The sequence below is a fragment of the Paenibacillus sp. XP01 genome (genome assembly GCF_057364885.1).
Genome location: NZ_CP139481.1, coordinates 4862484 through 4887935 on the forward strand (window position 1 = coordinate 4862484; position 25452 = coordinate 4887935).

At 52.2% G+C, this 25452-nt stretch carries 22 protein-coding genes; all 22 read right to left on the bottom strand.

The window, feature by feature from the left end; translation table 11 throughout:
* Positions 1–4 precede the first annotated feature (4 nt).
* On the bottom strand, positions 5–472 hold the full coding sequence (locus tag SNR34_RS21915; RefSeq protein ID WP_236416611.1) for a cell division protein SepF: 468 nt from the start codon (positions 470–472) through the stop codon (positions 5–7).
* Complete coding sequence (locus SNR34_RS21920; protein ID WP_236416612.1) at positions 469–1164, bottom strand: YggS family pyridoxal phosphate-dependent enzyme; 696 nt, start codon at positions 1162–1164, stop codon at positions 469–471. Before SNR34_RS21920 ends, SNR34_RS21915 begins: the two co-directional genes overlap by 4 nt.
* A 6-nt stretch (positions 1165–1170) precedes the next feature.
* Entirely contained in the window at positions 1171–2067 is an 897-nt protein-coding gene (gene pgeF, locus SNR34_RS21925; protein WP_343261786.1) for a peptidoglycan editing factor PgeF, read from the bottom strand.
* 59 nt (positions 2068–2126) lie between these two features.
* On the bottom strand, positions 2127–2516 hold the full coding sequence (locus SNR34_RS21930; RefSeq protein ID WP_236416613.1) for a YlmC/YmxH family sporulation protein: 390 nt from the start codon (positions 2514–2516) through the stop codon (positions 2127–2129).
* 189 nt (positions 2517–2705) lie between these two features.
* On the bottom strand, positions 2706–3488 hold the full coding sequence (gene sigG / locus SNR34_RS21935; RefSeq protein ID WP_236416614.1) for an RNA polymerase sporulation sigma factor SigG: 783 nt from the start codon (positions 3486–3488) through the stop codon (positions 2706–2708).
* Positions 3489–3609: 121 nt separating this feature from the next.
* Positions 3610–4332 (bottom strand): RNA polymerase sporulation sigma factor SigE, encoded by a 723-nt coding sequence (gene sigE / locus SNR34_RS21940; protein WP_236416615.1) that lies wholly within the window; start codon positions 4330–4332, stop codon positions 3610–3612.
* 11 nt (positions 4333–4343) lie between these two features.
* Positions 4344–5324 carry a sigma-E processing peptidase SpoIIGA gene (gene spoIIGA / locus SNR34_RS21945; RefSeq protein ID WP_486180169.1) on the bottom strand — a complete coding sequence of 327 codons (981 nt, stop codon included), beginning with the start codon at positions 5322–5324 and terminating at the stop codon, positions 4344–4346.
* A gap of 404 nt (positions 5325–5728) precedes the next feature.
* A complete protein-coding gene (gene ftsZ, locus SNR34_RS21950) occupies positions 5729–6841 on the bottom strand; it encodes a cell division protein FtsZ (RefSeq protein WP_236416617.1) in 1113 nt (370 codons plus the stop codon).
* A 148-nt stretch (positions 6842–6989) separates the two neighbouring features.
* Complete coding sequence (ftsA, locus tag SNR34_RS21955) at positions 6990–8267, bottom strand: cell division protein FtsA (RefSeq protein ID WP_236416618.1); 1278 nt, start codon at positions 8265–8267, stop codon at positions 6990–6992.
* A 290-nt stretch (positions 8268–8557) separates the two neighbouring features.
* Entirely contained in the window at positions 8558–9325 is a 768-nt protein-coding gene (locus tag SNR34_RS21960; protein WP_236416619.1) for a cell division protein FtsQ/DivIB, read from the bottom strand.
* 59 nt (positions 9326–9384) lie between these two features.
* Positions 9385–10668: a UDP-N-acetylglucosamine 1-carboxyvinyltransferase gene (gene murA, locus SNR34_RS21965; RefSeq protein ID WP_236416620.1), complete on the bottom strand. Its 1284-nt coding sequence runs from the start codon at positions 10666–10668 to the stop codon at positions 9385–9387.
* A gap of 627 nt (positions 10669–11295) precedes the next feature.
* Positions 11296–12405, bottom strand: a complete 1110-nt coding sequence (gene murG / locus SNR34_RS21970; protein ID WP_236416621.1) for an undecaprenyldiphospho-muramoylpentapeptide beta-N-acetylglucosaminyltransferase — start codon at positions 12403–12405, stop codon at positions 11296–11298.
* Between the two features lie 7 nt (positions 12406–12412).
* Positions 12413–13510 carry a stage V sporulation protein E gene (spoVE, locus tag SNR34_RS21975; RefSeq protein WP_486180170.1) on the bottom strand — a complete coding sequence of 366 codons (1098 nt, stop codon included), beginning with the start codon at positions 13508–13510 and terminating at the stop codon, positions 12413–12415.
* Between the two features lie 48 nt (positions 13511–13558).
* Entirely contained in the window at positions 13559–14980 is a 1422-nt protein-coding gene (gene murD, locus SNR34_RS21980; RefSeq protein ID WP_236416624.1) for a UDP-N-acetylmuramoyl-L-alanine--D-glutamate ligase, read from the bottom strand.
* Between the two features lie 3 nt (positions 14981–14983).
* Positions 14984–15952 carry a phospho-N-acetylmuramoyl-pentapeptide-transferase gene (mraY, locus tag SNR34_RS21985; RefSeq protein ID WP_236416625.1) on the bottom strand — a complete coding sequence of 323 codons (969 nt, stop codon included), beginning with the start codon at positions 15950–15952 and terminating at the stop codon, positions 14984–14986.
* 12 nt (positions 15953–15964) lie between these two features.
* Positions 15965–17377, bottom strand: coding sequence for a UDP-N-acetylmuramoyl-tripeptide--D-alanyl-D-alanine ligase (locus SNR34_RS21990; RefSeq protein ID WP_343261787.1), 1413 nt, complete (start codon positions 17375–17377; stop codon positions 15965–15967).
* Entirely contained in the window at positions 17377–18864 is a 1488-nt protein-coding gene (locus tag SNR34_RS21995) for a UDP-N-acetylmuramoyl-L-alanyl-D-glutamate--2,6-diaminopimelate ligase (protein WP_486180171.1), read from the bottom strand. The genes SNR34_RS21990 and SNR34_RS21995 overlap by 1 nt, the downstream gene beginning before the upstream one ends.
* A gap of 131 nt (positions 18865–18995) precedes the next feature.
* Positions 18996–20960 (bottom strand): stage V sporulation protein D, encoded by a 1965-nt coding sequence (locus tag SNR34_RS22000; RefSeq protein WP_486180172.1) that lies wholly within the window; start codon positions 20958–20960, stop codon positions 18996–18998.
* A 93-nt stretch (positions 20961–21053) separates the two neighbouring features.
* Positions 21054–23384, bottom strand: a complete 2331-nt coding sequence (locus SNR34_RS22005; RefSeq protein ID WP_486180173.1) for a penicillin-binding transpeptidase domain-containing protein — start codon at positions 23382–23384, stop codon at positions 21054–21056.
* A gap of 16 nt (positions 23385–23400) precedes the next feature.
* The gene (locus SNR34_RS22010; RefSeq protein WP_236416632.1) at positions 23401–23826 is read right to left on the bottom strand and encodes an FtsB/FtsL family cell division protein; all 426 of its coding nucleotides are present in this window, start codon (positions 23824–23826) and stop codon (positions 23401–23403) included.
* Positions 23827–23852: 26 nt separating this feature from the next.
* Complete coding sequence (rsmH, locus tag SNR34_RS22015) at positions 23853–24803, bottom strand: 16S rRNA (cytosine(1402)-N(4))-methyltransferase RsmH (protein WP_236416633.1); 951 nt, start codon at positions 24801–24803, stop codon at positions 23853–23855.
* A gap of 17 nt (positions 24804–24820) precedes the next feature.
* Positions 24821–25258, bottom strand: coding sequence for a division/cell wall cluster transcriptional repressor MraZ (mraZ, locus tag SNR34_RS22020; protein WP_236416634.1), 438 nt, complete (start codon positions 25256–25258; stop codon positions 24821–24823).
* Between the last annotated feature and the right edge of the window lie 194 nt (positions 25259–25452).

Sequence of the window (25452 nt, forward strand, 5' to 3'; positions counted from 1 at the left end):
AGGCTCACCTCATCCTGTTATAATCTTGTTCGCTCTCAGCCAGAATTTCCGTAATGGTACCCTGGATCTCTACCGTGTCTGGCGTGCAGAGAAAAATGTTACCGCCGATTTTGGAAATACCGCCGCCCAGGGCGTACACCGTTCCGCTCAAAAAATCAATGACGCGCAAAGCCTGGTCCTGGCGAACACGCTGCAAATTAACGACGACCGTACGATGCGAACGCAGATGATCGGCAATTTCTTGAGCCTCGTCATAGGAGCGCGGTTCATACAAAACAACTTTCACATTTTTCTGGGAATGAATGCTTACCACATTATTGCCCCTTTGTGTTCTACGTTTATCCAGCTCGGAGGTTTCAGGTTCATGGTGATCCGGCTCGGATTCTTCTTGTGCAGCCAAACGTTCACGTTCCACAATCTCTTCTTCTTCCTGGAGTCCAAAGAAATTCATGAATTTATTCATTACGCTCATCGTGAACCCTCCTCTTTCCCTACGAGAATCGATCCCAGTCGAACCCAGGTTGCTCCCTCTTCAATCGCCACTTCAAAATCATTGGACATGCCCATGGATAATTCAGTCAGCGGTTCTTGTGTCAGGGCCTGTCCATTCAAACGGTCTCGCAGTTCCCGCAATCCGCGAAATACGGGACGAGTCAGCTCCGGGTCCTCTTCATGAGGGGCCATCGTCATTAAACCGATAACCTTGATATGATCCAATGAGCCTATTTCACGTAAAAAGCCGGCTGCGTCTTCAGGCTGCAAACCATACTTGCTCTCTTCACCCGAAATGTTGACCTGCAAAAACGTTTCCACGCCAATGCCCAGCGCAGCCGCCTTTTTGTTCAATTCCTTCGCCAGCGATAACCGGTCCAGCGAATGTATGTAACGAAATTTTCCGACAACGTCCTTGACCTTGTTCGTCTGCAGGTGGCCGATAAAATGCCAAGTTCCCTGCTGCCCATAGGCTTCCCATTTGGCCTGCGCATCCTGCCAGCGATTTTCTCCGATATGCTCAAGCCCGCGGTCCAGCACAGCTCCCGTCGTTTCCAGCGAAACGTACTTCGTGACGGCAATCACGTTAACATCCTCGCGATTGCGGCCGCTGCGCCGACACGCGGCTTCGATCTTCTGATTTACCTGTTGTATACGTTCCTCCAAAGACACAGAGGGTCACCTCTCTTCCAGCCCAATCCAGCTAGCCATGCGCCCGGTAGTTCCGTTTTCTTTCCGGTAAGAGAAGAAAATGTCCGGGTTGCAGCTTGTACACCAAGTAGTACATTCGATATGATCCGGCAATATTCCTGCTTTCATCATAATGTGTCGATTGCATTCTTTCAAGTTTAACATCGTTTTGCCATTGCCGGCCGAATGGAAGATCAGGTTGCCATTTGCCCCATACCCCTCATTACCCTCGGCCCCGTCAAGCCAAACCCGCACATGTTTCATGACGGCCTCATCCACCTCGTAACAGCAATCGCCGATGGAAGGGCCGATCGCGGTTCGGATATGATGCCTTTGGCTGCCGTACTCCTGCTCCATTTTTTCGATCACGGATTCGGCAATGCCCGCTACCGTCCCTTTCCAGCCAGCATGAGCAAGCCCTACTGCACCTCGTACGGGATCGTAGAAATATAATGGCACGCAATCCGCGTAGAAGGAGGTCAGCAGGACACCCGGCACATCCGTAACCAAGCCGTCCGTATCTTGAAAGGCAGATTCGCGATCCATCCACCCCCGCCCCCGGTCTTCAGCCCGAACGACGGCAACCTGTTTGCCATGAACCTGCTCTCCGCACGTCCAGGCACTTTCCGAAAAGCCCAGCTTGGATGCAATCCGCTTTCGATTGTTGAGAACCGTTACCGGATCGTCACCGACGTGATACGCACAATTCAGGCTTCCATAAGGAGCACTTCCGTTTCCTCCCTGCCTCGTCGTAAATCCTGCACTCAAACCGTCATATTGCTCTCTCCACGGCTTCACATATATCAACAACGGCTCGGGAGCCGCTGCATTTTCCGGGCCCCCGCTCTTAAGCATCTGTTCCTGTTCCAACACAAAAGGTTCCATCTTCATATTTTTCACCTCGCAAGCTCCAGTGTACCAAATGAACCCCTGTCCTGTCTCGTTCAGATCGACCGGCGCTGACTTCGCTCCAGACGTTCCGTTCGATCCATTCGTTCTGCGCGGCTGATCTGCGCATCATACATGCGAGCCTCGCGTTCCCCTTCATCGTATGAAGGCTCCTTGACTTCATCCATCTTCACCAATATGACGTCGGAGCCGATCTTGACGATGTTTCGCCATGGAATGATCAGGTCCGTGCCCCCTCCAAACAATCCCATGAAGCGGGTATACCCCGGCACCACGATGGCCTCGATCCTCCCCTGCCTTAAATCCAGTTCCAAATCGCTGATCTGGCCCAATCGTTTGCCATCGGTAATATTGATGACCTCTTTGGTTTGAAAATCGGAAATCTTCATTCCTCTGCCCGTCTGGGCGCCCACATTTCCTTTCATCGGGTTCCGCCTCCAGTCTGCTTCCGCTCCTGCCCGTTCTTTCATTCTATACACTATATGTACGGGCGGGGAAAAATGTCCTGTTTTTAGGCAGGCGGCCGCACAGCGAAACATCTCCGTATTACCATGCACCCCAAAATAAAAGAGCGACTCCGGGTTATCCCGGATCATCGCCCTATCTCGTATCGTTTATGACTTCACGTGTTTTTGCATCTGCTGAATGGCCGACTTCTCCAAACGCGAGACCTGTGCCTGGGAAATCCCGATTTCATCCGCCACTTCCATTTGGGTTTTCCCTTCGAAAAAACGCATGGACAAAATCATTTTCTCCCGTTGTCCCAACCGATGCATCGCCTCGCGCAAAGCGATTTCCTCGATCCAGGAAACGTCCTTGTTTTTGTCGTCGCTGATCTGATCCATCACATAGATGGGGTCGCCTCCGTCGTGATAAATGGGTTCGAAGAGCGATACCGGGTCCTGAATGGCATCAAGGGCAAATACCACGTCTTCTTTGGGCACGTTCAGCGCTTCGGAAATTTCGAAAATGGTCGGTTCGCGAGAGTTTTTGTTCGTCAGGCTATCCCGGACTTGGAGCGCTTTATAAGCAATGTCCCGGAGAGAACGGGATACGCGAATCGGGTTGTTGTCGCGCAGATATCGACGAATTTCACCGATGATCATCGGCACTGCGTATGTTGAAAATTTGACATTTTGGGATAAATCAAAATTATCAATGGCTTTCATCAGGCCTATGCAGCCAACCTGGAACAGATCATCGACAAACTCCCCCCGATTGTTGAAACGCTGAATGACGCTGAGCACGAGGCGCAGATTGCCATTCACCAATTTCTCTCTTGCTGAGCGATCATGGTGCTGCTGAAGGGAATGAAACAATTCCCGCATTTCTACGTTGGTGAGGACAGGCAATTTTGCAGTGTCCACGCCACAAATCTCGACTTTGTTTCGGGTCATCGTGATTTACCTCCCAAGGAGAAACATTAATGTACATTATCTCCGGGGCAGGCTTTTTTATTCGCTGCTGGCATGCTTGCCAGTAATACCCATAAATTAAACAAACCGGATCTGCGGCGCTTCAAACCATCTTGTTGAACTCTTTGCGCAGCCTCTTGATGATCCGTTTCTCCAGGCGGGAAATGTAGGATTGGGAGATTCCCAGCAGATCGGCCACATCCTTCTGCGTTTTCTCTTCCCCGTCCTGCAGTCCGAACCGCAGCTCCATGATCATTCGCTCGCGATCGGTCAATTTGTCGAGCGCTTTATGCAAAAGCTTCCGATCGACCTGCTCTTCGATGTTTCGATAGATTGTATCATTCTCAGTGCCAAGCACGTCAGACAGGAGCAGCTCATTTCCATCCCAATCGATATTGAGCGGTTCATCAAACGAAACCTCTGTCCGGATTTTGCTGTTGCGCCGTAAATACATCAAAATCTCATTTTCGATACAACGCGAAGCATACGTCGCCAGCTTGATTTTTTTCTCCGGATCAAACGTATTCACGGCTTTGATTAACCCGATGGCCCCGATGGATACCAGGTCTTCAATGTTGATGCCCGTATTTTCGAATTTGCGCGCAATGTACACTACCAGCCGCAAGTTTCGTTCGATCAGCATCGCGCGGATCGCAGCGTCGCCCGAAGAGAGCTTTTGCAGCAGATACTCTTCTTCCTCACGCGTTAACGGAGGCGGTAACGCCTCGCTTCCGCCAATGTAATAGATTTCCTCGCTCTTGAGTCCAAGCAAAAATAAAAAACGATAATATTGAAGCTGCGCTACCAGTTTCCATTTCAAAAGCATGCACGTTCCTCCTATACCACATTCAGCGGCTTTTCTGTTGTTCCTGCAGTGCCGGCGATCGGCGCTCCACCGCTGGAATCCTGCACGAGGTCAGGGTGAATGACCGCCTGATATTTTCCTTCGGACGATAACGTTCCCCCATCCAAACCTATCAGGACTCTGGTTGTTTCATAACAGATCCCACCCATCGTTACCTTCACCCGATCCGGCTTGATTGCCAGCATAAACGCAGTCCCCTTATTGATGCCCCGATAGGGTACAAGCCTCAATCGATCCTGCCAGTGAAATTGCTCCTGATTCATGTCCATAATAAGGTTGTCCGGCGCCTCATGTTTCAATCTGTCCTTCCAGGAATCCGGCAGCCATTGCTGCCATTGCGATACTTCCATCACCATAACGGGTTGACGGGTGAGCGGGGCGGCAAGTTGGTTTCCCGTATCCAAAAGGCCTGTACAAGAAACGATCGCTTCATCAATGTACACATCGACCTGCCCGAGATACGTAGTCATCCGTTCTGCTTTACGCTTCGAGTTCTGCACGGCTTTGAACAACGCCAGCACCGCAAAAAATACGATAAACGTAAACCAAAACGCGATTTTCAAATCAAACGACATTCCGCCAGATGCCGTAAACCAGATTCCGTTGAACAGCTCACCCGAGCTCTGAAGCATGTAGTGCACGCCCAGAATGCCCCCGGCAGCCACAAAATTGATGACATAAAAGGTTCCCAACGTTTTGCAGAATGCCTGCAGACCTTTGAAGCCAAACGCGATAAACAACATAATCAGGGACAATGTGAATTTGATCAGGAACGTGAACAGAAACGCGAGCTCAGGCACGAACATCATGACCACGTACAGTGCCCCCACAACGGCGGACAACAACCATCTCCACCAGACCAGCCTGCTCTTTCTCATCCATGCTGTCAGCCCGATGAGCGCACCGTCGATGCACAGGTTGGTCAAAAAAATGAGATCTACGTATACAACCACACGATCCACCTGCCCGCTCACCACATATCGAAATTAACTGACTTCGATCGCCGTGGTTGCTTATCTATCAATTTTGCAGCACAGTTTCCATATGGAACATACTCACAAGTATAGGGAACCCCTTTCTCAAAGTCTGTCTAAACATGGTGGAATGGCTTCAACTTTTTTTGTCGGAACGTGCGCTATGCGGGTTGTTCAGAATTTGTTCATTGGGGTATGGTACAATCTTCCTAAAGGAAATAGTTATCGAGGCACTTGTCGAGGAACCGGGCCGCGAATTGAAGAGAACCGGGTTGCAGTATGAAGGAGAAGGTGACTTGAAGTTCAGTCATGCTGATATTGTGAACGGCAAAGAACCCGGTTTCTCCATCAGGAGACCGGGTTCTGTCGCTTTCCATGAACGATCAATCGTTATTGTTATTACGCGTACGATTGCGCAAAAATGTCGGAATGTCCAGCTGATCGGCACTTGGCTGATTCCCAAACGGACGCAGGTTCGGAGAACGATTCTCCGCCGGTTCGCTCGTTGGCGTTGGTTTGCGGCCTGGAGGCGGTGATACCGGATTGTCTTCAAAACCGGTTGCAATGACAACGACTTTGATTTCCTCTTTCATGTTTTCGTCAATGATCGCACCAAAGATCATGTTCACTTCAGGGTCCGAAGCCGAAGTAACAATTTCCGCTGCTTCGTTCACTTCATACAGGGAAAGATTGATTCCGCCCGTAATGTTCATGATTACGCCGCGTGCGCCTTCAATCGAAGTTTCAAGCAATGGGCTCATGATCGCCTTACGTGCAGCTTCAGCCGCGCGGTTCTCTCCTGTTGCTTCGCCGATCCCCATCAGGGCCGATCCGCGTTCCGTCATGATCGTTTTGACGTCCGCGAAGTCAAGGTTGATCAATCCTGGAACGGCAATCAGGTCAGAAATGCCCTGAACGGCTTGACGAAGCACGTTATCCGCTTGACGGAACGCTTCGAGCATCGGCGTTTTTTTGTCGACGATTTCAAGCAAACGATCGTTCGGAATAACGATCAGCGTATCGACCTTTTCCTTAAGAGCTTCAATGCCTTGCTCCGCATGGCTGGAACGTTTCCGTCCTTCGAACGTAAATGGTCGGGTCACTACGCCTACCGTAAGGGCCCCGCATTCCTTGGCGATTTCGGCAATGACCGGTGCCGCGCCTGTTCCTGTACCTCCGCCCATTCCGGCAGTTACAAAAACCATGTCCGCACCTTTCAAGGTGTTCATGATCAGATCGCGGGATTCCTCGGCAGCTTTTTTACCTACCTCCGGGTTGGCACCGGCACCAAGACCTCGCGTCAACTTGTCGCCAATCTGCAATTTATGTTCGGATTTCGCCAAGTGCAACGCCTGCGCATCCGTATTCACCGTAATGAATTCTACGCCTTGCACTCCATTTTCGATCATCCGGTTGACAGCATTGCTTCCGCCGCCGCCCACACCGATAACCTTTATTTGAGCCAAGCTCTCCATCTCGAAATCAAATTCCAACATATTATTCCATCTCCCCCTCAATGTGCATGGATGGCCCGTCCAATTGGTATTGAACCGAATCAATTTCATATATCGACGAACGAAAGCGTTTCTGTGAATTTACCAGCGCATTCAGACGGCTTAAAGAGTATGAAATGGATTCAACCTGTTATATAAATTCGCTGAACATGTTTTTCAGCCGTTCGATGAAGCCCGGTTTTTGTTCAGCTTCCGGAGCTGCGCTCGGCTTTGCGCGGTTGGCCGGCTTCTTGCTGCCCGTGCTGCTGCCGCCACCGCTGCTGCTCACAGACGGACGAACGCGCAAGCTGCGGATCACATTATGCAATATGCCCACACCGCTAGTATATCCGGGGTCGCGGACACCGATATAATCCGGAACCGCGATTCGAACCGATGCAGCCAGTTCATGCTGAGCTACCTGCAGCACTCCAGGCATGGACACGGTTCCTCCCGTTAATATATAACCTCCGGGAAGTTCCATGTAACCAAGGCGTTTCACTTCCTGAGCGATCATCTGGAAAATTTCTTGAACCCTTGGCTCAATAATTGCAGCAAGATCCTCCTGCGAAAACTCCTTGTCCACATTGCTGCCAATGCGGGTTACCTTGAACATAACGTCGGCGGCAGCATCATCCAGCCAAGCACAACCGTATTTCAACTTGACCTTTTCAGCCTGATCCGTCAACGTGCGAAGCCCATAGGCGATATCATTGGTTACAAACTCGCCGCCAATCGGAAGCGTTGAAGTAGCCACGAGGCTATCTTCCTCGAAAACGGCAATCGTTGTTGCCCCTGCGCCAATGTCAACAAGCACGGAACCCATCGATTTCTCATCTTTGGACAATGCTAACTGACCTGCGCCCAGAGACATCAGCACGAGGTCGCTTACCTTCAAGCCCGCTTTCTCCACACAGCGCAAAAGATTATGTATCGCGGTTTTTGCCCCCGTAATAATCGTTGCCTCAACTTCAAGGCGAACGCCAATCATACCGCGCGGGTCCTGTATGCCCTCCAGACCATCTACGATATACTGCTTCGCCACAACATCGATAATTTCACGCTCTGGCGGGACCGCAATGACTTCGGCTGCTTTCAACACCCGTTCCATGTCTTCTTCCCCGATTTCACGATCTTCGTTCGAAACGGCCACGACACCGTGGCTGCTCATCAACCCAATATGATTTCCCGAGATTCCAACATATACTTCGGATATTTGAATACCTACCATACGCTCCGCATGTTCCACCGCATTGCGGATCGATTGCACCGTCTGGTCGATATCTACGATTACACCTTTGCGAATTCCCTCCGAGTCGGCAGATCCAACTCCAATAATATTAAAGGTTCCATTATTAATTTCCCCAATAATAGCGCGAATTTTGGATGTACCGATGTCCAAACTAACAATGATGTCATTGTTGCTCAAGTCTCTGGCACCTCCTGACTCCAATAATAGATTACGAACGTATAAACACTCTTAAAACATATTCAACACACTTTAGGCTTTCCCTCTTTTTTCTACAATTTTTTTGGATGCCAACATCTGGGTGTCAATACATAAAACCTTGAAGAAAAAAGAAGGAGGCTATTCCAGTGCCATAAGCTAAAGTGTATCATTTTTTCCCCTTCACAGAAAGCACAACTTTCACAAACCGGACCAGTCTGAAACGGCATTCCGTCAGGCTTTGCACTTCTAATCAGGAGAGCTTCGTTTCGTTATTGACCCGCTCCTGGTTCGGCATTTTCATCCGGGTCTTCCGCAATGAAAGGCACGTATGTGTCCGCCTCCAGCATCGTAATTTTCCCTGGCCGTTCGGTCTCGATCACCTGGTTCAAATACTCCACTTTGTCCGCAAGCATGGAGACCGTCGTAACCACTTCGAATTGCGTTTTGGTATACATCCGAATCTGGTCGGGAAAAGATGGCGTCGGATTCGGAATGATTTCCGAAATATCCGTGGTCAACTCATTCGGAATTTTCGATAACACTTCGCTGAGTTCCGCTTTGAGCGGATCATCGGCTTTCCACTGCGTGAGGATCGGCTTCTCAACGGCTACCCCGGTGTTTGCAGGTACGGCAAGGCTTGTCCCGCTGGCCAGAATGGCCTTCAGCGCACCGCTCGCATCAAGTTCATACGCAACTGTCGGGTACTCCTGGACCTTGATATGAATGGTGCCCGGAAACTGCTTGTCCACCGTCGCTCCTTGTATGGCCTTGTTCGCTTTCAGCCTCTGGACCACTTCCCCGGAACTTGTCCCAAAAAACTGGTCGCCGACCTTCAATCCGGTTTGCTCAAGAAGCTCCGAGGTCGAAGTGTATACATTTCCCGTAATTTCAATCGCCGAAATCCGGCTAACGGAAGAACGAAAAAAAAGAACGGCAAGAAGGACTACGAATAATAGCAATAACACAAAAACAAGCTTACGGCTCGTATTTCGTTTAGGCCGGTTCGTTTTCAGAACCGGAATTTGACTTTTTGGCATAGATCGCGCTCCACAAAGCCTCGAGTCCCCTCCCCTATAAGAAGGGGACTCAAAGGACGTTAATTGGCAAAATCCAGCTGTTTCGAGACCGGAGACTGTCGTTCAACCGTAGCCCCCAGACTCTGGAACAGCTTCTCAATCCGATCATATCCTCGATCGATATGATGAACCTGCTCCACAACCGTCTTCCCTTGCGCAGCCAATCCGGCAATGACAAGTGCCGCTCCGGCGCGCAGATCGGTTGCTTCCACGGTAGCCCCATAAAGCCTAGGTACCCCGCGGATGAAAGCCGCGTTCAAATCCACGGAAATGTCGGCTCCCATCACATTCAACTCATCAACATGTTTGAAGCGGCCCTCGAACACCGTTTCCCTCATTACACTAAACCCATCCGCCAAGCTAAGCAGGACCATGATCTGGGACTGCAGATCTGTAGGAAACGAAGGATACGGCGAAGTCACGATGCGGTCCACTGATTTTGGACGGCTCATGCTGCTCACCGTCATTATATCATTGCAGACCGTGATTTGAACACCAACGCGCTTGAGCACATGAATAAGCGAAGTAAGGTGCGCCGGGTTGCAGTGCGTAAGCGTCACATTGCCACGGGTCGCTGCGGCTGCGATCATCACCGTGCCTGCAACGATTCGATCCGGGATAATTTCATATGTGCATGGCTCCAGCTTCTCCACGCCGTTAATGGTAATCGTATCGGTTCCCGCACCGATAATGCGTGCCCCCATGGCATTGAGGAAATGCTGCAAATCTTGAATTTCGGGCTCTCGCGCCGCATTGTAGATCGTCGTAGTACCTTCTGCCAACACTGCGGCCATCATGATATTTTCGGTGGCCCCTACACTGGGAAAATCAAGCTGAATATCCGTACCCACCAGTTTCTGTGCTTGACAGACGATTTGCTGATCCAGTTCTTCAATCGAAGCCCCCAATGCTTCAAGGCCTCTGAGATGAAGGTCAATCTTCCGCTCTCCTATGGCACAGCCGCCTGGCTGGTACACGGAGACTTGCCCAAACTTGGCCAATAATGGCCCCATCAAGAAGATGGATGAGCGCATCTGCTTCATCAGGTCCTCAGGCACGTCGAATGACTGAATGGACGATGTGTCAATGGTCACGATCTCCTGTTCATGCCGACATGTGCATCCAAGCCGCTCCAGGATATACAGCATCACTTGAATGTCCAGCAAGTGCGGAACGTTGTGCAGGGTTACTTTGCCGTCTGCCAACAAACTTGCGGCCATAATCGGTAAAGCGGCATTTTTTGCTCCATGGATGCGTATGGTTCCTGAGAGGGGTTTCCCGCCTTCAATCACCAATTTGTCCAATGTATCACCTCCGGGGTTTACCGCTCACCCGCTGCGAAAACTTCCGAAACAAGTTCAATGCCGGTTTGAGATGATGTATTGCTCCGAATTTGCTGTATCAGGGTGATAACGTCCTATGCCGTTGCATGGCCGGGAATTGCACTTGGAAACATAATGTACCGTCTCCCACGCCCCAGCTTCTATTCAAGCGGTATGAAATATCCGTGACCATCCGATCCATGGGCACCTGCATTCATTTCACGACATCCCCCGACAGTTCCGGGAGCTGCAGTCGAACCCAGATCCTCCATTTCCCTTCGGCTCCCCCAAGGAATCTGCCATCTGTGCAACAGGCCGAACGGGATTGAACATTTGCTCACTGTTCCCCGGTAGGACCGGCGTACCCGCAGGATCCGCCGATGTTCCATATGGTGCCAGTTGCAAGCGTTTCGTTTTCAAGGACCGTGTCCGCATGATGCCGGATGGGGCTCCAAACTCATGCAGACCATCACCCTTGTTTCGAAACCGATCGGAGAACCAGCTTCTTTTCCCGCAGGCTGTGCTGCCGCGCCATAGAACGATTGTCACGATTTATAGGGTATCTTATGTAAGTCCCTGCCAGTGTGTGACAATCGCCCATAAAGCACTTTACCGATGCACCGCAAGTCTTCGAATTTCGTCTACCAGCACTTCGGCTGCATCCGGTTTGCCGAGCGAAAGGGAGGATGCCGCCATGCGTTTGCGGGCTTCCTCGTTGTTCATGATGCCCTCGATGGCCTCATAAAGCGCCTTGCCGGACAAATCCTTCTCAAGCATGGTCACCGAAGCTCCGCCTCGTTCCAGCATGCGGGCATTGGCTTCCTGATGATTGTTCGTCACGTTCGGAGACGGAATCAGGATGGAAGGTATGCCGAGCGAAGTAATCTCGGCCAGAAACGATGCGCCTGCCCGATTGACGATCAGCGAAGTGCACGCCAGCACTTCCGGCATGTTGTGTACGTACGGCAATACATGCAAATGATTCGGCATCGTGCCAAGCGTGCTGCGAATGGCTTCCCGCGTTTCATCAAAGTACGATTCGCCGGTGACGTACACGACGTGCACATCCTTCAACCGCTCCAGCATCGGAGCCATGTCGACCATTGCCTTATTGATCGCCTTGGCTCCGCGGCTGCCTCCCACAACAAGGACAACCCTGCTGTCCATCGGTACGCCCAACGTGGCAAATCCCCGGTCACGGCTGGCCTTGGCCACGGTCGTTGCCCGGGGATTTCCGGTGTAAACGACCCGCTTGGCCCCCGGAAAAGCCTTGTCCGCGCCTTCAAAGCTGACCGCCACCGTATCCACATAGCGGGTCAGGAACTTGTTGGTCAGACCCGGAATGGCGTTCTGCTCGTGAATGACGCTCGGAATGCCCAATTTGGCTGCGGCATAAACGACCGGTCCGCACACATATCCGCCTGTGCCGATCACCACGTCGGGTTTGAACTCCTTCAGCATTTTTTTGGATTTCCTGACGCCTTGAAGGAAGCGCATCACGGTTTTCAGATTGTCCATGGATAATTTACGACGGAAGCCCGTAATGTCAATGGACTGAAACGGGATATTTTCCTGGGGTACCAGTTTGCTCTCCAAGCCTCTGGTACCGCCGATATATAAAAATTCCGAGTCCGGATTTTCCGCCTCGATCTGCCTAGCAATGGCCACGGCCGGATAGATATGACCTCCGGTTCCGCCGCCGCTTAATACGACTCGCATCGTATGTTCACCTCGCATAACGGGATAAATTCAATAAAATGCCGAGAGCTGTCAGCATGAGGGTTAAAGAAGAACCGCCGTAACTGATCAGTGGAAGCGTAATGCCCGTGACCGGCATTAAACCGATCACCACGCCGATGTTGATGATGACCTGAACAGCAACCATGCCGACAATGCCGACGCCGAGCAGGCTGCCGAAAGCATCGGGAATCGTCATCGCGACGCGCATGCCCCGCCAAATCAGCACAAGGAACAGGAGCAGCACAATCATTCCACCGATGAATCCAAGCTCTTCGGCCAAAATGGAAAAAATAAAATCAGTCTGCGGTTCCGGGACGTAACTGTACTTCTGCCGGCTCATCCCGAGTCCCAGGCCTGCCAACCCGCCAGGGCCAATCGCATAAAGGGATTGAATGATCTGATATCCTGCACCTAACGGGTCTGACCATGGGTCAAGAAATGCCGTAATTCGTTTCAGCCGATAGGGGGCTGCAGCGATCAATGCCACAAAACCGGCCACGCCGCCAAGGGCTAAGAGCAGCAAATGTTTCATTCTTGCTCCGGCAGTGAACACGATCAACACGGAGGCTCCCATCATGACGGTGCCTGTCCCCAAATCAGGCTGCAGCATGATAATCCCAAAAGCGAGCCCCATCAATCCGAGGGGCGGAAGCAATCCTGTCGTAAAGGTTTTGAGTTTGCCCGTATCCTTACCGAGCCAGTGCGCCAAAAACAAAATCATGCCCAGCTTCATGAACTCCGACGGCTGGATGCCGAACGAACCGATGCCCAGCCAGCTCCTGGCTCCGCCGCGAACAACGCCGATCCCGGGAATCAGCACCGCAATCAGCATCACGAAACAGGCAATCAATATCGGCTTGGCATACTTCCTCCACACACGATAGTCCACGTTAGCCGTAACAAACATCGCCGCGAGTCCAAGTCCCGCAAACAGCAGCTGTCGTTTGACAAAGTAAAAGGAATCGCCATAATCATGGAATGCAAGTACCGATCCCGCACTATAAACCATAATAATGCCGATGGCAAGCAAAGCCAAAATACAAATCAGGAGCCAGATGTCCGGCGCCGGTCGCGTCTGTTTCATCAGGAGGCCACCCCTTGCATCGAAGTAGGGGCTTTTCCACCCCCCTACTTACAAGTTATGCACCGCCTCTTTAAAAATGCGTCCCCGCTCTTCGTAAGAAGCAAACATGTCCCAGCTGGCGCAAGAAGGCGACAGAAGAACCACATCGCCCGGAGCCGCAAGCTTCTTCGCTTCCTGTACTGCAGCGGTTAGCGTCAGGGCGGCATCCTCCTCATTATCGACGACCTTGATTTCCTTTAACCCGGCCAGTTCCGCAACCCGGGCAATCTTCTCCCGTGTCTCGCCAAGGGCCACCACCGCTTTGACCTTTTCCTGAAATAAAGGCAGCAGCTCCATCATGTCCGACCCGCGGTCCAATCCACCGGCGATCAGCACGACGGGTTGTTTGAAAGAGCCCAGCGCATTGACGGTAGCTTTGGAGTTGGTCGCTTTCGAATTGTTGTAATATGCGGCTCCTTGGTGCTCCAGGACATACTCCAAACGGTGCTCGACACCCTTGAATTCGGACAGAGGTACGAGCAATGAAGACGGATCGGCCCCGGCAGACACCGCAATCGCAATGGCGGCCAGTGCATTCTCCACGTTGAACCGGCCAGGAAGGCCGATGTCGGACACGTCAATGATGACATGGTGATTGCCGCTGCCGTCAGCGTAGATCGCCTGGCGCTGAACATCATCCTCCTCACCGTCCACGTATGGCGGATCGGCGTAAACCCCGATGTCCAGCTTCTCCGTCACGGAGAAGGGAACCAATCTGCCCTTGATGTAGGGTACGAGGCCGCGGCATACGGGGTCATCCCAATTGAGCACCGCGGTATCCCCGGACTGCTGGTTGGCGAACAGCTTGGCTTTGGAGGCAACGTAATCGTCCATGTCTCCGTGGTAATCCAGATGGGTCTCGGCCACATTGAGCAGACACGCAATGCGCGGACGGAAATCCACCGTGCCTTTAAGCTGGAAGCTGCTCAGCTCAGCCACCATCCAATTGTCCTGATCAGCCTGTTCCGCCGCTTCGCAGAGCGGTGTACCGATATTTCCAGCCACAATCGGTTTCAGGCCGGCATGCTCCAGCATTTTTCCAACCCATGTCGTTGTCGTTGTTTTGCCGTTGGACCCCGTAATTCCGATGATCGGTGCCTCGCAGAGATGGTAAGCAACCTCGACTTCGGTAACGACCTCAATCCCAAGCTCGAGCGCTTTCTGGACGGGTGGTGCCTGGTACGGGATTCCCGGATTTTTGACCACGAGCTGAACATCCTCGTTAATGAGGTTATCGGGATGTCCCCCGCATACAACAGAAATTCCCAAAGCCTCCAACTCGGATGCTTCGGGACACTGTTCCCTCTCCTTTTTGTCATTGACCGTCACTTTGGCGCCGGCGCGTTCCAGTACCTTGGCGACCTGCACGCCGCTTTTGGCCAGTCCGAGCACGACAACCCGTTTTTCGCGATATTCATCAGGATGCTTCATGTTTTACAACCCCTTGTTGAGATAAAGTCCGACAGCTGCCAATATGGCGCCAACAGCCCAGAAGGTAATGACGACGCGCCATTCCGACCAGCCGCTCAGTTCGAAGTGATGGTGGATGGGACTCATTTTGAATACGCGCTTGCCCCGGGTTTTGAACGAGATGACCTGGATGACGACGGACAAAATCTCGATGACAAACACGCCGCCGATAATGACGAACAACAGCTCCGTCTTCGTGACGATGGCAACCGCTCCTATCGCTCCGCCAATGCCCAGCGATCCGGTATCACCCATGAATACTTTGGCGGGATGGGCATTGTAAACGAGGAAGCCCAGCACAGCCCCGATCATAGCCGCGGCACATACGGCTGCCGGCATGGAAGTCGCCTGCATCGCCACAATGGCAAATGCGCCGAAAGCAATGGCACTTACGCCGGATAGCAGACCGTCCAAGCCATCGGTAAAGTTCACGGCGTTGGTAATGGCCAGCATCATGATTACGACAAATGGATAGTAGAACCATCCCGTCCAGTCGAAAGATACCGAAGTGCCCGGAATCGATATAGCGGTGCTATGCCCGTTTTGAATAAGCAGGTAACACATGATCGCGCTGAATAACAGCTGCCCGAACATCTTCTGCCCCGGCGTCAGGCCCAGCGAGCGCTTGAACACGATTTTGATGTAATCATCCAAAAATCCGATGAGTCCAAAGCCAAGCGTAGCTACGAGCAGAACGTAAAAATCCGTATTTTTGACAGCCGAAAATTTCAGGAAAGCCAGCGTGAACGCCAGAATGATTACAACCCCGCCCATTGTCGGCGTTCCGCTTTTCTTCAGATGGCTCTGCGGGCCATCTTCCCGTACCTGCTGGCCGAATTTCATCCGTCTCAGCAGTGGAATCAAGAGCGGTGCGGCAATCACCGCCAAAATGAATGAAACGCCGATTGTTAACAGTAATACTTGAAAATCCATGGGTTCACCCCTCTAGTCTACTCGGTTCTGTAATGGTGCTGTTTTCAGTGCTTCGACCACGTCCTCAAGCTTCATGCCCCGTGAGGCCTTGAACAAGACAACGTCTCTGGGATGGAGTTTCTCTAGCAGGTAACGGGTCATTTCTTCTTTGTTGTCAAAAGCATGCACCGCTTCGGGCGGCATGTTTTCCCTGGCCCCTTCCGCAATGTGGGCGGACAACGGCCCGTATGCAAGCACCAGGTCCAATTTCTCCGGCGAAATATACTTGCCTATATCATAATGAAGCTGCTGCTCTTGAGGCCCAAGCTCCAGCATGTCGCCAAGCACGGCGACCTTGGATTTGTATCCATTCAGGCCTTCAATGACATCCAGCGCTGCTTTCATGGAGGTCGGGCTTGCATTGTAAGCATCGTTCAGCATGGTGAGTCCGCTGGCGCCTTGAACGATCTCAATCCGCATGCCTGTAAGCTTCAGCCCGGACAATCCCTGCGCAATGCGGTCGGCAGGCACTCCGAAATGGCGAGCGACCGCCAGGGCAGCCATACAGTTCACGACATTATGCGTGCCGAGCAGCGGCAAGCTCAGCGCGGCCTCGCCGGATTGTTTGCTCGTGAAAACAACCCCGCCGGGCGCATTCATGATGCCTGTCGCATAATCGTCATTGTCCGGCTGAAGACCAAATGTAAACTGGTTCAAGCCTGCCGGTTTGATCGTTGTTTCCTCTGCTAGCACTTGCGTGATTAGCGGCTCATCCCCGTTTCGGATCAGCAAGCCGCCAGGTTTCATGCCAGCCACGATCTCCACTTTGGCCCTGGCAATCTCCAGCCTGGAACCGAGCTGCAGGAGATGGGATTCGCCGATGTTCGTAATAATTGCAACGTCGGGGCGGGCAATGCGGGACAATGTCTCGATCTCCCCTCGTCCGCTCATGCCCATTTCCAAAATAATGATCTCGGTGTCCGGCTCCATCGCAAGCACGGTGAGCGGCAGACCGATATGATTGTTAAAGTTGCCTTGCGTTTTGTGCACCTTGAACGTGGTGGACAGAAGCGCGTCGACGATGTCCTTTGTCGTTGTTTTGCCGTTGCTGCCCGTAATGCCGACCACCGAGGCTTTGCTTTCGGCCAAATAAGCCGACGCAAGCGCCTGGAGCGCCTCAAGGGTATCGTCGACGACGATGACGGCTCCCTGCGGCGGTTCGCCATGGTCTTTTTGCCACAGTGTACCGGCAGCACCGTTCTCCATACAGGCTTGCGCAAATTCATGTCCGTCAAATCTGTCGCCGACAAGCGGAATGAACAAACTTCCTTCAGCCCGCTTACGCGAATCCGTATAAACGCCTTGGGCAGCCATATTGGCATATGCAGCAGGGGCGACTAAAGTGCCTCCACACATTTCGGCCAGTTGTGCCATAGTTCTCTTTATCAATTGGATTTTCCCCTTATCGCTTCTTTGGCAATGATCCGGTCATCAAAATCGGTTTTGGTCGTGCCGATAATCTGATAGTTTTCATGCCCTTTGCCCGCAATCAATACTACATCGGCAGGGCTTGCCTTTTCAATAGCCTCATGAATCGCCTGACGGCGATCAACAATCATGATATACCGGTCGGTCGGAACGGATTCTTCGATGAGTCCCTGCTCGATGTCTTTAAGAATAAGCTCCGGATCTTCCGTGCGAGGGTTATCTGAGGTAACAAACACAAGATCGCTGTATTTTGCCGCAATTTTCCCCATGAGCGGACGTTTCGTCCGATCGCGGTCTCCCCCGCAGCCGAACAAGGTAATTACGCGGCCTTCGGCGAACTCCTTCACGGTGCGAAGCACGTTTTCAAGTCCGTCCGGCGTATGCGCATAATCCACGATCACCGCAAACGGCTGGCCTTCGTCGACGGCTTCCACGCGGCCATCCACGCCAGGAACCGTCTCCAGGCTGCGCTTGATCTCTTCCAAGGGTACGTTCTCCACAAGCGCTGCAGCTATGGCCGCCATGGCGTTGTAAACGTTGAATTTGCCCACCATGCGCAAACGGATATCCGTGCTGCCCGCAAAGGTGTCCACATGGAACGACGTGCCTTGCGCCGTTATTTTGATCTCGGAGGCTCGGACGTCCGCGTCCTCTCCCATGCCATATGTAATGACTTCGGCCGCCGTTACCGATTTGAAATAGTCCGCAGCGGCGTCGTCCGCATTGATGACCGCGTATTTGCGGCGGGAATCATCCGCGCTGAATTCGTTGCCCAGGCGGGCAAAGAACAGTCCTTTGGCGGAACGGTACTCTTCCATGGAATGGTGGTAGTCCAGATGATCCTGCGTCAGGTTGGTGAATACCGCCGTGCGGAAGTCGGTTCCTTTTACGCGGCCTTGTTCCAGTGCATGAGAAGACACTTCCATCACGCAGCAGGTCGTCCCCGTCTGCACCATGTCATGCAGGCTGCGCTGCAGATCCAGCGCTTCCGGCGTAGTGCCGGACATCGGGTATGTGCGACCGTCATAACGCATCTGTATGGTGCCGATCAGTCCTGTCTTTTGTCCGTAATCGCTCATGATCTTTTCGATCAGATAAGTGGTCGTCGTTTTGCCGTTCGTTCCGGTTACCCCGATCATGTTCATCTTGCGGCTTGGGGACCCGAAAAAGAAATCGGCCAGCACGGCCATGGCGAAACGGCTGTCCTTGACGAGCAGCTGCGGAACCGGCAGATTCAGCTCGCGTTCCACGACAAGTGCGACCGCACCCGCGTTCACGGCTTTTTCCGCATAATCATGACCGTCGACCGTATGTCCCGGCAGACAGATAAACAGATCGCCCGGCTTGACTTGACGGGAATCTGTCTGCAGGTTTTGACATTCTGTATGAGGCTCGCCGATGAGGCGAGCGGTTTTCAGTTTTGCTGCAAATTGGTTTAAAAGCACATGAATAACCTCACTTCTCCAAATTAATCTGTTCGAACATGATGTCTTTATTATACTAATATCGTCAATAAGGCCATTTAATGAAACGCAGTTCGGCGAATTTTGTTGCGGTTGAGGAGAAGGGGCACGCGTTACGGCGTGCCTCCCTCCTCCTCGGCATGCTGATGTGCATCCTGTAACACGTCGCTCATGTAAATCCGGATCGTTGAACCTTGCTCTACCCGGGACCCGGGCTTCGGCGCCTGATTAATGACATACTTTCCGCTGCCGGACTTCGCCAGCATAAAGTTCATGTTCAAATCCTCGTAAAGATCCTCCGCCGTTGCCCCCGTCAGATCGGGTACGGTAACGATTTTCGTTTCGCCGTACTTGTATTCCTTTGCCACCTGGTCCTTGCGAGGAGCGACGTTCATGTAATGCAGCGCGTCCTCCAGAATGTTCTGCACGATCGGCGCAGCAACCACGCCCCCGAACTGAATGCCTTTGGGATTGTCCACTGCCGTGTAGACAACGATTTGAGGATCGTCGGCAGGGGCGAATCCGATAAAGGATACGATATGCTCGCTTGTTGAATAACGTCCGTTTACGACCTTTTGGGCCGTTCCCGTTTTGCCGCCGACCCGGTAACCGTCAATGAACGCCGGTCTTCCCGTGCCCTTGGCAACCACGCTCTCCAGCGCTTCGCGCACCTGCTTCGACGTGCTCTCCGAAATCACCTGCCGCACCAGTTGGGGTTTCGATTCCTCGATGACTTCGCCTGTATCCGGATGAACCCACGCTTTGGTCACATAAGGCTTGTATAACTTGCCGCCATTGATGGCGGCCGACACGGCGGCCACTTGCTGGATCGGCGTTACCGAGACGCCTTGGCCAAACGCCGTCGTGGCCAATTCGACAGGGCCTACCCGCGATAGCTTGAACAAAATTCCGTTTTCTTCCCCGCTGAGATCGATGCCGGTTTTGCTGCCGAACCCGAAATTTTTGATGTACGAGAACAAGGATTCTTTCCCAAGCTTCTGGCCAAGGGCCACAAAACCCGGGTTGCAGGAGTTTTCGACGACTTGAAGGAATGTCTGGCTTCCGTGGCCACCCTTTTTCCAGCAGCGAAGCCGGGCTCCGCCGACCTCGACATAACCTGGATCATAGAATTGGTCCTGCTGCAAATTGACCTTTTTCTCTTCCAACGCTGCCGCGAGTGTAATAATCTTGAAGGTCGATCCCGGCTCGTAGGTCATCCAGATCGGAAGATTGCGGTTGTAGATCTCGGATGCATATTGCTGATAGTTAGCCGGCTCGTAACCCGGACGGCTCGCCATCGCAAGCACCTCGCCCGTTTTTGGATTCATCGCGATGGCCAGCGCCGAATTGGCCTGGAATTTAACCATCGCCTGGTCCAATTCGCGCTCCATGATGGATTGAATCGAGTGATCAATCGTCAGTTTCAGGTCCAATCCGTCCTTGGGCTCCACATACTTCTCGGATGAACCCGGCATCAGCCTGCCGGCCGCATCGGACAAGTAGGAAACGCTCCCGTTCAGCCCATTGAGTTTGTCATCATACTTCTTCTCGACCCCGGTCAATCCCTGATTATCAATCCCGGTAAAGCCAAGAATATGCGCCGCCAAATCGTCATAAGGGTAAAAGCGTTTGTTATCCTCCGCAACGACGATGCCCGGAAGCTTCAAATCACGGATGCGTTGTGCTTTCTCCATCGTAATTTTGCGGCCGCCGGGCTGTAGTCGTACGATCATATCTCTCTTCGTGATAGTTGCCAGCACCTTTTCTTCCGTCATGCCCAGCAAAGGGGCCAGCGCCTTGGCTGTTGTCTCGGGTTCCTTGACTTGCACAGGGATGGCCATAATCGTCGGCGTGGTGACATTGTATGCAAGCGCAGTACCATTCCGGTCCAGAATTTCCCCTCGTTTGGCCGTGTACGGGATGTTACGCCGCCATGACTCTTCCGCCTTTTCCGCGAGTTCCGGCCCTTGTCCCAATTGTACATATGCAAGCCTGATTACCAAGGCCGAAAACAACACTACCAAAATGAGCAATGCCCACAGCAACCTGCGCCGCAGCTGAATGCTTGTGCCTTTCAATAGAAGTTCCCCCCAGTCGTCCCAAAATCATGATCTGCGTTCCATTCATGAATATTCGGGACAACCGGGGGTTAGAACGGGCTGTCCATATCGTTATGGCAGCGAGGTATCCGTGGACTGCGAATCGGACGCTGCATCTCCATTCTCGGTTTGAGACGAATCCGTCGTTTGCGTCTGCGTTTCCTTCTCTTGGTCCGCCTGCTCCGAATCGCTCGCGTCGTCGTTTTCGGACGATGTTGGCGTACCCGAAGATTCCGGTGCTTCGTCCTCGATCCCGGTGACTGCGGCTTTGGCCGATTGCAGCGTGAGCTGCACCGTTCGCTGTTCTCCTGCCACTTGCTCTTTTTGTTCAACGACATACCCTTCGCCTTTGACCGTAACGCCCACCTTCATGAGCGACAGCACTTCCATGGCGTCTCTGAGCGATTCTCCCGTCAGATCAGGTACTTTCATTTTGCTGCTCTCTTCGGTAAGCAGATAGACACGCTGTCCCGGATTCATCGAGGCGCCCGCAGCGGGGTACTGTCGAATCACGTTCTCTCCTTGGCCCAGCGTTACATAGGCGATGCCCGAATTGAGCAGAGTCGTTCTGGCTTGTTTCGCCGCTTTTCCTGTCAGATCAGGGGCTTTGGCTTGAACGACAGGAGCGTCGGTTTTCGATTTCGTTTTCGCCGTATCTTTCGGTACACCCATATACTGCAAAGTTTGGCTCACGATTTTTTTGAAAACAGGCGCTGCAGCGGCACCGCCGCCGATATTGGCCCCTTCAGGCTGGTCGATAACGACTAATACGGCGATTTTCGGATTATTGACAGGCGCAAATCCGATAAACGATACGACATCTTTCGTTTTGCTGTACTGCCCGTTGATGACTTTTCTTGCCGTACCTGTCTTACCAGCGACACGATACCCTTCAATATAGGCCTTTCGTCCGGTTCCGATATCCTGGTCCGCAACAACCTGTTCCAAATAACTGCTCACCAGTTTGGAAGACTCCGCTGAAATGACTTGGCGGACTTCCTTCGGTTTGATCACTTCGGAAGTGCCGTCATTCGGATTGATGATCTCTTTGACCAAATGCGGCTCCAGCAGCTTGCCGCCATTAGCGATCGCCGAGATCGCCGCCACCTGCTGGATTGGCGTCACTTGTATAAGTCCATGTCCATAAGCAGCAGCCGCGATATCCGCTTTGTATACCAGAGGTTTGATCGGCGAAGCCGACTCGTTGGGCAAATCGATGCCTGTTTTGACGCCAAAACCGAAATTATCAATGTATTTCCGCAACCGATCGCCGCCGAGCATGCTGTAACCCAGATTGACGAAAGCGACGTTACTTGAACGTTTGACCCCTTCCAGGTATGAAATGCGCCCATAAGCGTGCCCATTGTCACTGATGGGATATCCGCCGATGACGATCCGTTTGGACTCAAAGGTCGCATTGGGATCGAACAGTTTTTCTTCCACGGCGCCCGCAAGCGTGACAATTTTGAACGTAGAACCCGGCTCGTAAATCGACTGGACGGCGTGATTGACAAAGTTTCTTTGATCCGAGGCATCCCAATACGTATTCGGATTAAAATCCGGCCAGTTGGCCATGCCCAGTATTTCCATCGTGTTCGGATCGGCCGCAATAACAGTCATGCTGAGCGGGTTATACTTTGCCACGGCCTCTTTCATCGCTTCCTGAATGTAATATTGGATCGTGTCGTCAATGGTCAGTTTCAGGTTGTGCCCGTTTTGCGGAGGCTGGTAGTTCTCCTTCGAATTGGGAAGCTGCACGCCCTTGGCGTCCTTCTGATAATGCAAATACCCGTCGGTACCGGTCAGCTTATCATCGTAAGAGACTTCAAGCCCGTTGACTGCTTTCCCTTCAAGGTTCATGTAACCCAGCAAATGGGAAGCCAGATTTTCCTCGGGGTAGTATCGCTTGGATACCTGCGTCGTCACGATTGCATTCTTCGCTTTATATGTTTCCTGCAGTTCATTACGCAAGGCTTCTACCTTTGCATTAAGCTCCGGACCGATCTTGAACCCTTCGCTCCGCACTTCACGCTGCTCGTAAAACTCGTCGCTGTTCGGCTTTTTCGCGGTCACCAAAGTGCGCATTTCACTTTCTTTTTTGCCCAAAATTTTGGACAGCTCGGTCGTTACTACATCTTCGATCCCGAGTTTATTGATCAATTTGGGATTGACGGAAACGATATAGGCAGGCGCATCGGTGGCCAGAACGTTGCCATTCCGGTCCATAATCGTGCCGCGGGATGCCTTTATGGTCTGCTCCCGGTCGATCAGCGAAGAGGCTTCAGCCTGCCATGTATCACCGTTCACCACTTGAATGAAAAAAATTCGAATGATCAGTACAAGAAAAAAGAGGGTTATACATCCCCCTATAAGCAGCGTTCGCATTTTAATTTTTTTAATCATCGGCACACCTCTTTATTTACTCTGCGGAATCCGACGACTTGCCTGCATCCGTGTCACTCGCCCTGCTCGTTGAACGGGGCACGTAAATAACGTCTTTGTCGGTAGCTTCGACATACCCGAGTTTGCGCGCATTTTCGATGACCAGATTGTTAAGTCTCTCTTTTTCGACCTCCAGATCGGCGATCGTTTTTTCATTTTTTTTGATTTCCGAAGCAGCTGTTTGCGCTTGTCTGTTCAAATCGTAAATGTGCGCATATCGCCACATCAAAGCACCGCCTACAATGATGCAGACGAGCAGGGTCGCCATGTACAAAAGCTTCTCTCGACCGGGGATGCTTGAACGGCGCGTCACCACTTTGGTCGTTTCCTTGTAGCGCTGCTGCGACACGCGCTGTTCGGACGCCTTCTCCTTCACTGCCAGATTGCCACGTGTATATGCCATGCTGAAGCTCCTCCTTCGCTATTGGTTTACAATTTCTCGGCTACGCGCAGCTTGGCTGAACGAGCACGTGGATTATCGGCCAGTTCCGCTTCCGTTGGAACCAGAGGTTTGCGGTTGACCAAACGAAGTACGCCTTGGCCGCCGCACACGCACAACGGAAAATCCGGAGGGCATGTGCATTTCTCCAAATAACTGCTGAAAATTTGTTTGCATATCCGATCTTCAAGCGAATGGAAGGTAATGACAGATACACGTCCACCAGGCGCCAGACAGCGAACAGCCTGGTGCAACGCTTCCTCGAAGGCTCCCAGCTCATCATTGACGGCAATCCGCAGTGCCTGAAAACTGCGTTTGGCCGGATGGCCGCCTGTGCGGCGAGCCGCGGCGGGAATCCCTTCTTTGATCAATTCGACGAGCTCGCCCGTCGTTTCGATCGGAGACTGACTTCGCTTCTCCACGATAACCCTGGCGATCCGTCTTGAGAACTTTTCCTCGCCGTAGGTGTACAAAATCCGGGCAATCTCCTCTTCGGGCCATTCATTGATGATCTCTTTGGCCGTCAGATACGCATCTTGGTCCATGCGCATATCGAGCGGAGCATCGTGGTTATAGCTGAACCCGCGCTCTCCCTCATCAAACTGCGGGGAAGATACCCCCAAATCGTACAAAATGCCGTCCACTTGCGGTACGCCGTCTTTCATGGGTACGTTCAAATCCTTCAGTACCTGCTCCAGATCACGGAAGTTGGTTTTGACGAGCGTCACCCGCTCTCCGTATACGGCCAGTTTCTCGCGTGCATTGTCCAACGCCCAGTCGTCCTGGTCGAGCGCTATGAGTCGCCCTTCTGGACCCAGCTTGGATGCAATCACGGAACTATGCCCGGCACCGCCTAAAGTGCAGTCCACGTATATCCCGTCCTGCTTGATGTTTAATCCTTCTGTTGCTTCTTCTTTGAGTACGGTAATGTGGTGAAACAACCTGCACCCCTCCTGCTTCATAAATCAAAATTAAAATCGACCAGCTTCTCGGCGATGTCGTTGAATGCTTCTTCGGATTGATTGAAATAGTTCTCCCATATGCCTTTGCTCCAAATCTCCACCCGGTTTGACACGCCCAGAACCACGCAGTCCTTGTCCAGCTTGGCATACTCCCTGAGGTTGCCAGGCAAATTTACCCTGCCCTGTTTGTCCAATTCGCATTCGGTAGCCCCCGAGAAAAAAAACCGGGTAAACGCGCGCGCATCGGATTTCATCAAAGGCAGTGCCTTGAGCTTCTGTTCCATGATTCCCCATTCATCCATGGGATACACGAAAAGACACTGGTCTAACCCACGTGTGACAACGAAAGAAGGCCCTAAGGATTCGCGGAATTTGGCCGGGATAATGATCCGGCCCTTGTCATCAATGCTATGTTGGAATTCCCCCATAAACATTGGCCCACTCACTCCTCACCCATTCTCCCCACTTTGCCCCACTTTCCACCACCTAAGCATAATAGATTCGCAAAAAAAAATCAAAACCCTTCTTTCCTATCTTGATTTCCCCAAATATTCGTAATCACGAAAAAAAACATAAAAAACGCCCTTGATCCCGTACTCAGGACCAAAGGCGTTTCCCGGGCAGTGAT

Bases quoted from the DNA above. Each gene is read 5' to 3' on its own strand.
- SNR34_RS21915 (WP_236416611.1), bottom strand. From the start codon at position 472: ATGAGCGTAATGAATAAATTCATGAATTTCTTTGGACTCCAGGAAGAA.
- pgeF (WP_343261786.1), bottom strand. From the start codon at position 2,067: ATGGAACCTTTTGTGTTGGAACAGGAACAGATGCTTAAGAGCGGGGGC.
- SNR34_RS21930 (WP_236416613.1), bottom strand. From the start codon at position 2,516: ATGAAAGGAAATGTGGGCGCCCAGACGGGCAGAGGAATGAAGATTTCC.
- sigG (WP_236416614.1), bottom strand. From the start codon at position 3,488: ATGACCCGAAACAAAGTCGAGATTTGTGGCGTGGACACTGCAAAATTG.
- sigE (WP_236416615.1), bottom strand. From the start codon at position 4,332: ATGCTTTTGAAATGGAAACTGGTAGCGCAGCTTCAATATTATCGTTTT.
- ftsZ (WP_236416617.1), bottom strand. From the start codon at position 6,841: ATGTTGGAATTTGATTTCGAGATGGAGAGCTTGGCTCAAATAAAGGTT.
- SNR34_RS21960 (WP_236416619.1), bottom strand. From the start codon at position 9,325: ATGCCAAAAAGTCAAATTCCGGTTCTGAAAACGAACCGGCCTAAACGA.
- murG (WP_236416621.1), bottom strand. From the start codon at position 12,405: ATGCGAGTCGTATTAAGCGGCGGCGGAACCGGAGGTCATATCTATCCG.
- spoVE (WP_486180170.1), bottom strand. From the start codon at position 13,510: ATGAAACAGACGCGACCGGCGCCGGACATCTGGCTCCTGATTTGTATT.
- murD (WP_236416624.1), bottom strand. From the start codon at position 14,980: ATGAAGCATCCTGATGAATATCGCGAAAAACGGGTTGTCGTGCTCGGA.
- mraY (WP_236416625.1), bottom strand. From the start codon at position 15,952: ATGGATTTTCAAGTATTACTGTTAACAATCGGCGTTTCATTCATTTTG.
- SNR34_RS22005 (WP_486180173.1), bottom strand. From the start codon at position 23,384: ATGATTAAAAAAATTAAAATGCGAACGCTGCTTATAGGGGGATGTATA.
- SNR34_RS22010 (WP_236416632.1), bottom strand. From the start codon at position 23,826: ATGGCATATACACGTGGCAATCTGGCAGTGAAGGAGAAGGCGTCCGAA.
- mraZ (WP_236416634.1), bottom strand. From the start codon at position 25,258: ATGTTTATGGGGGAATTCCAACATAGCATTGATGACAAGGGCCGGATC.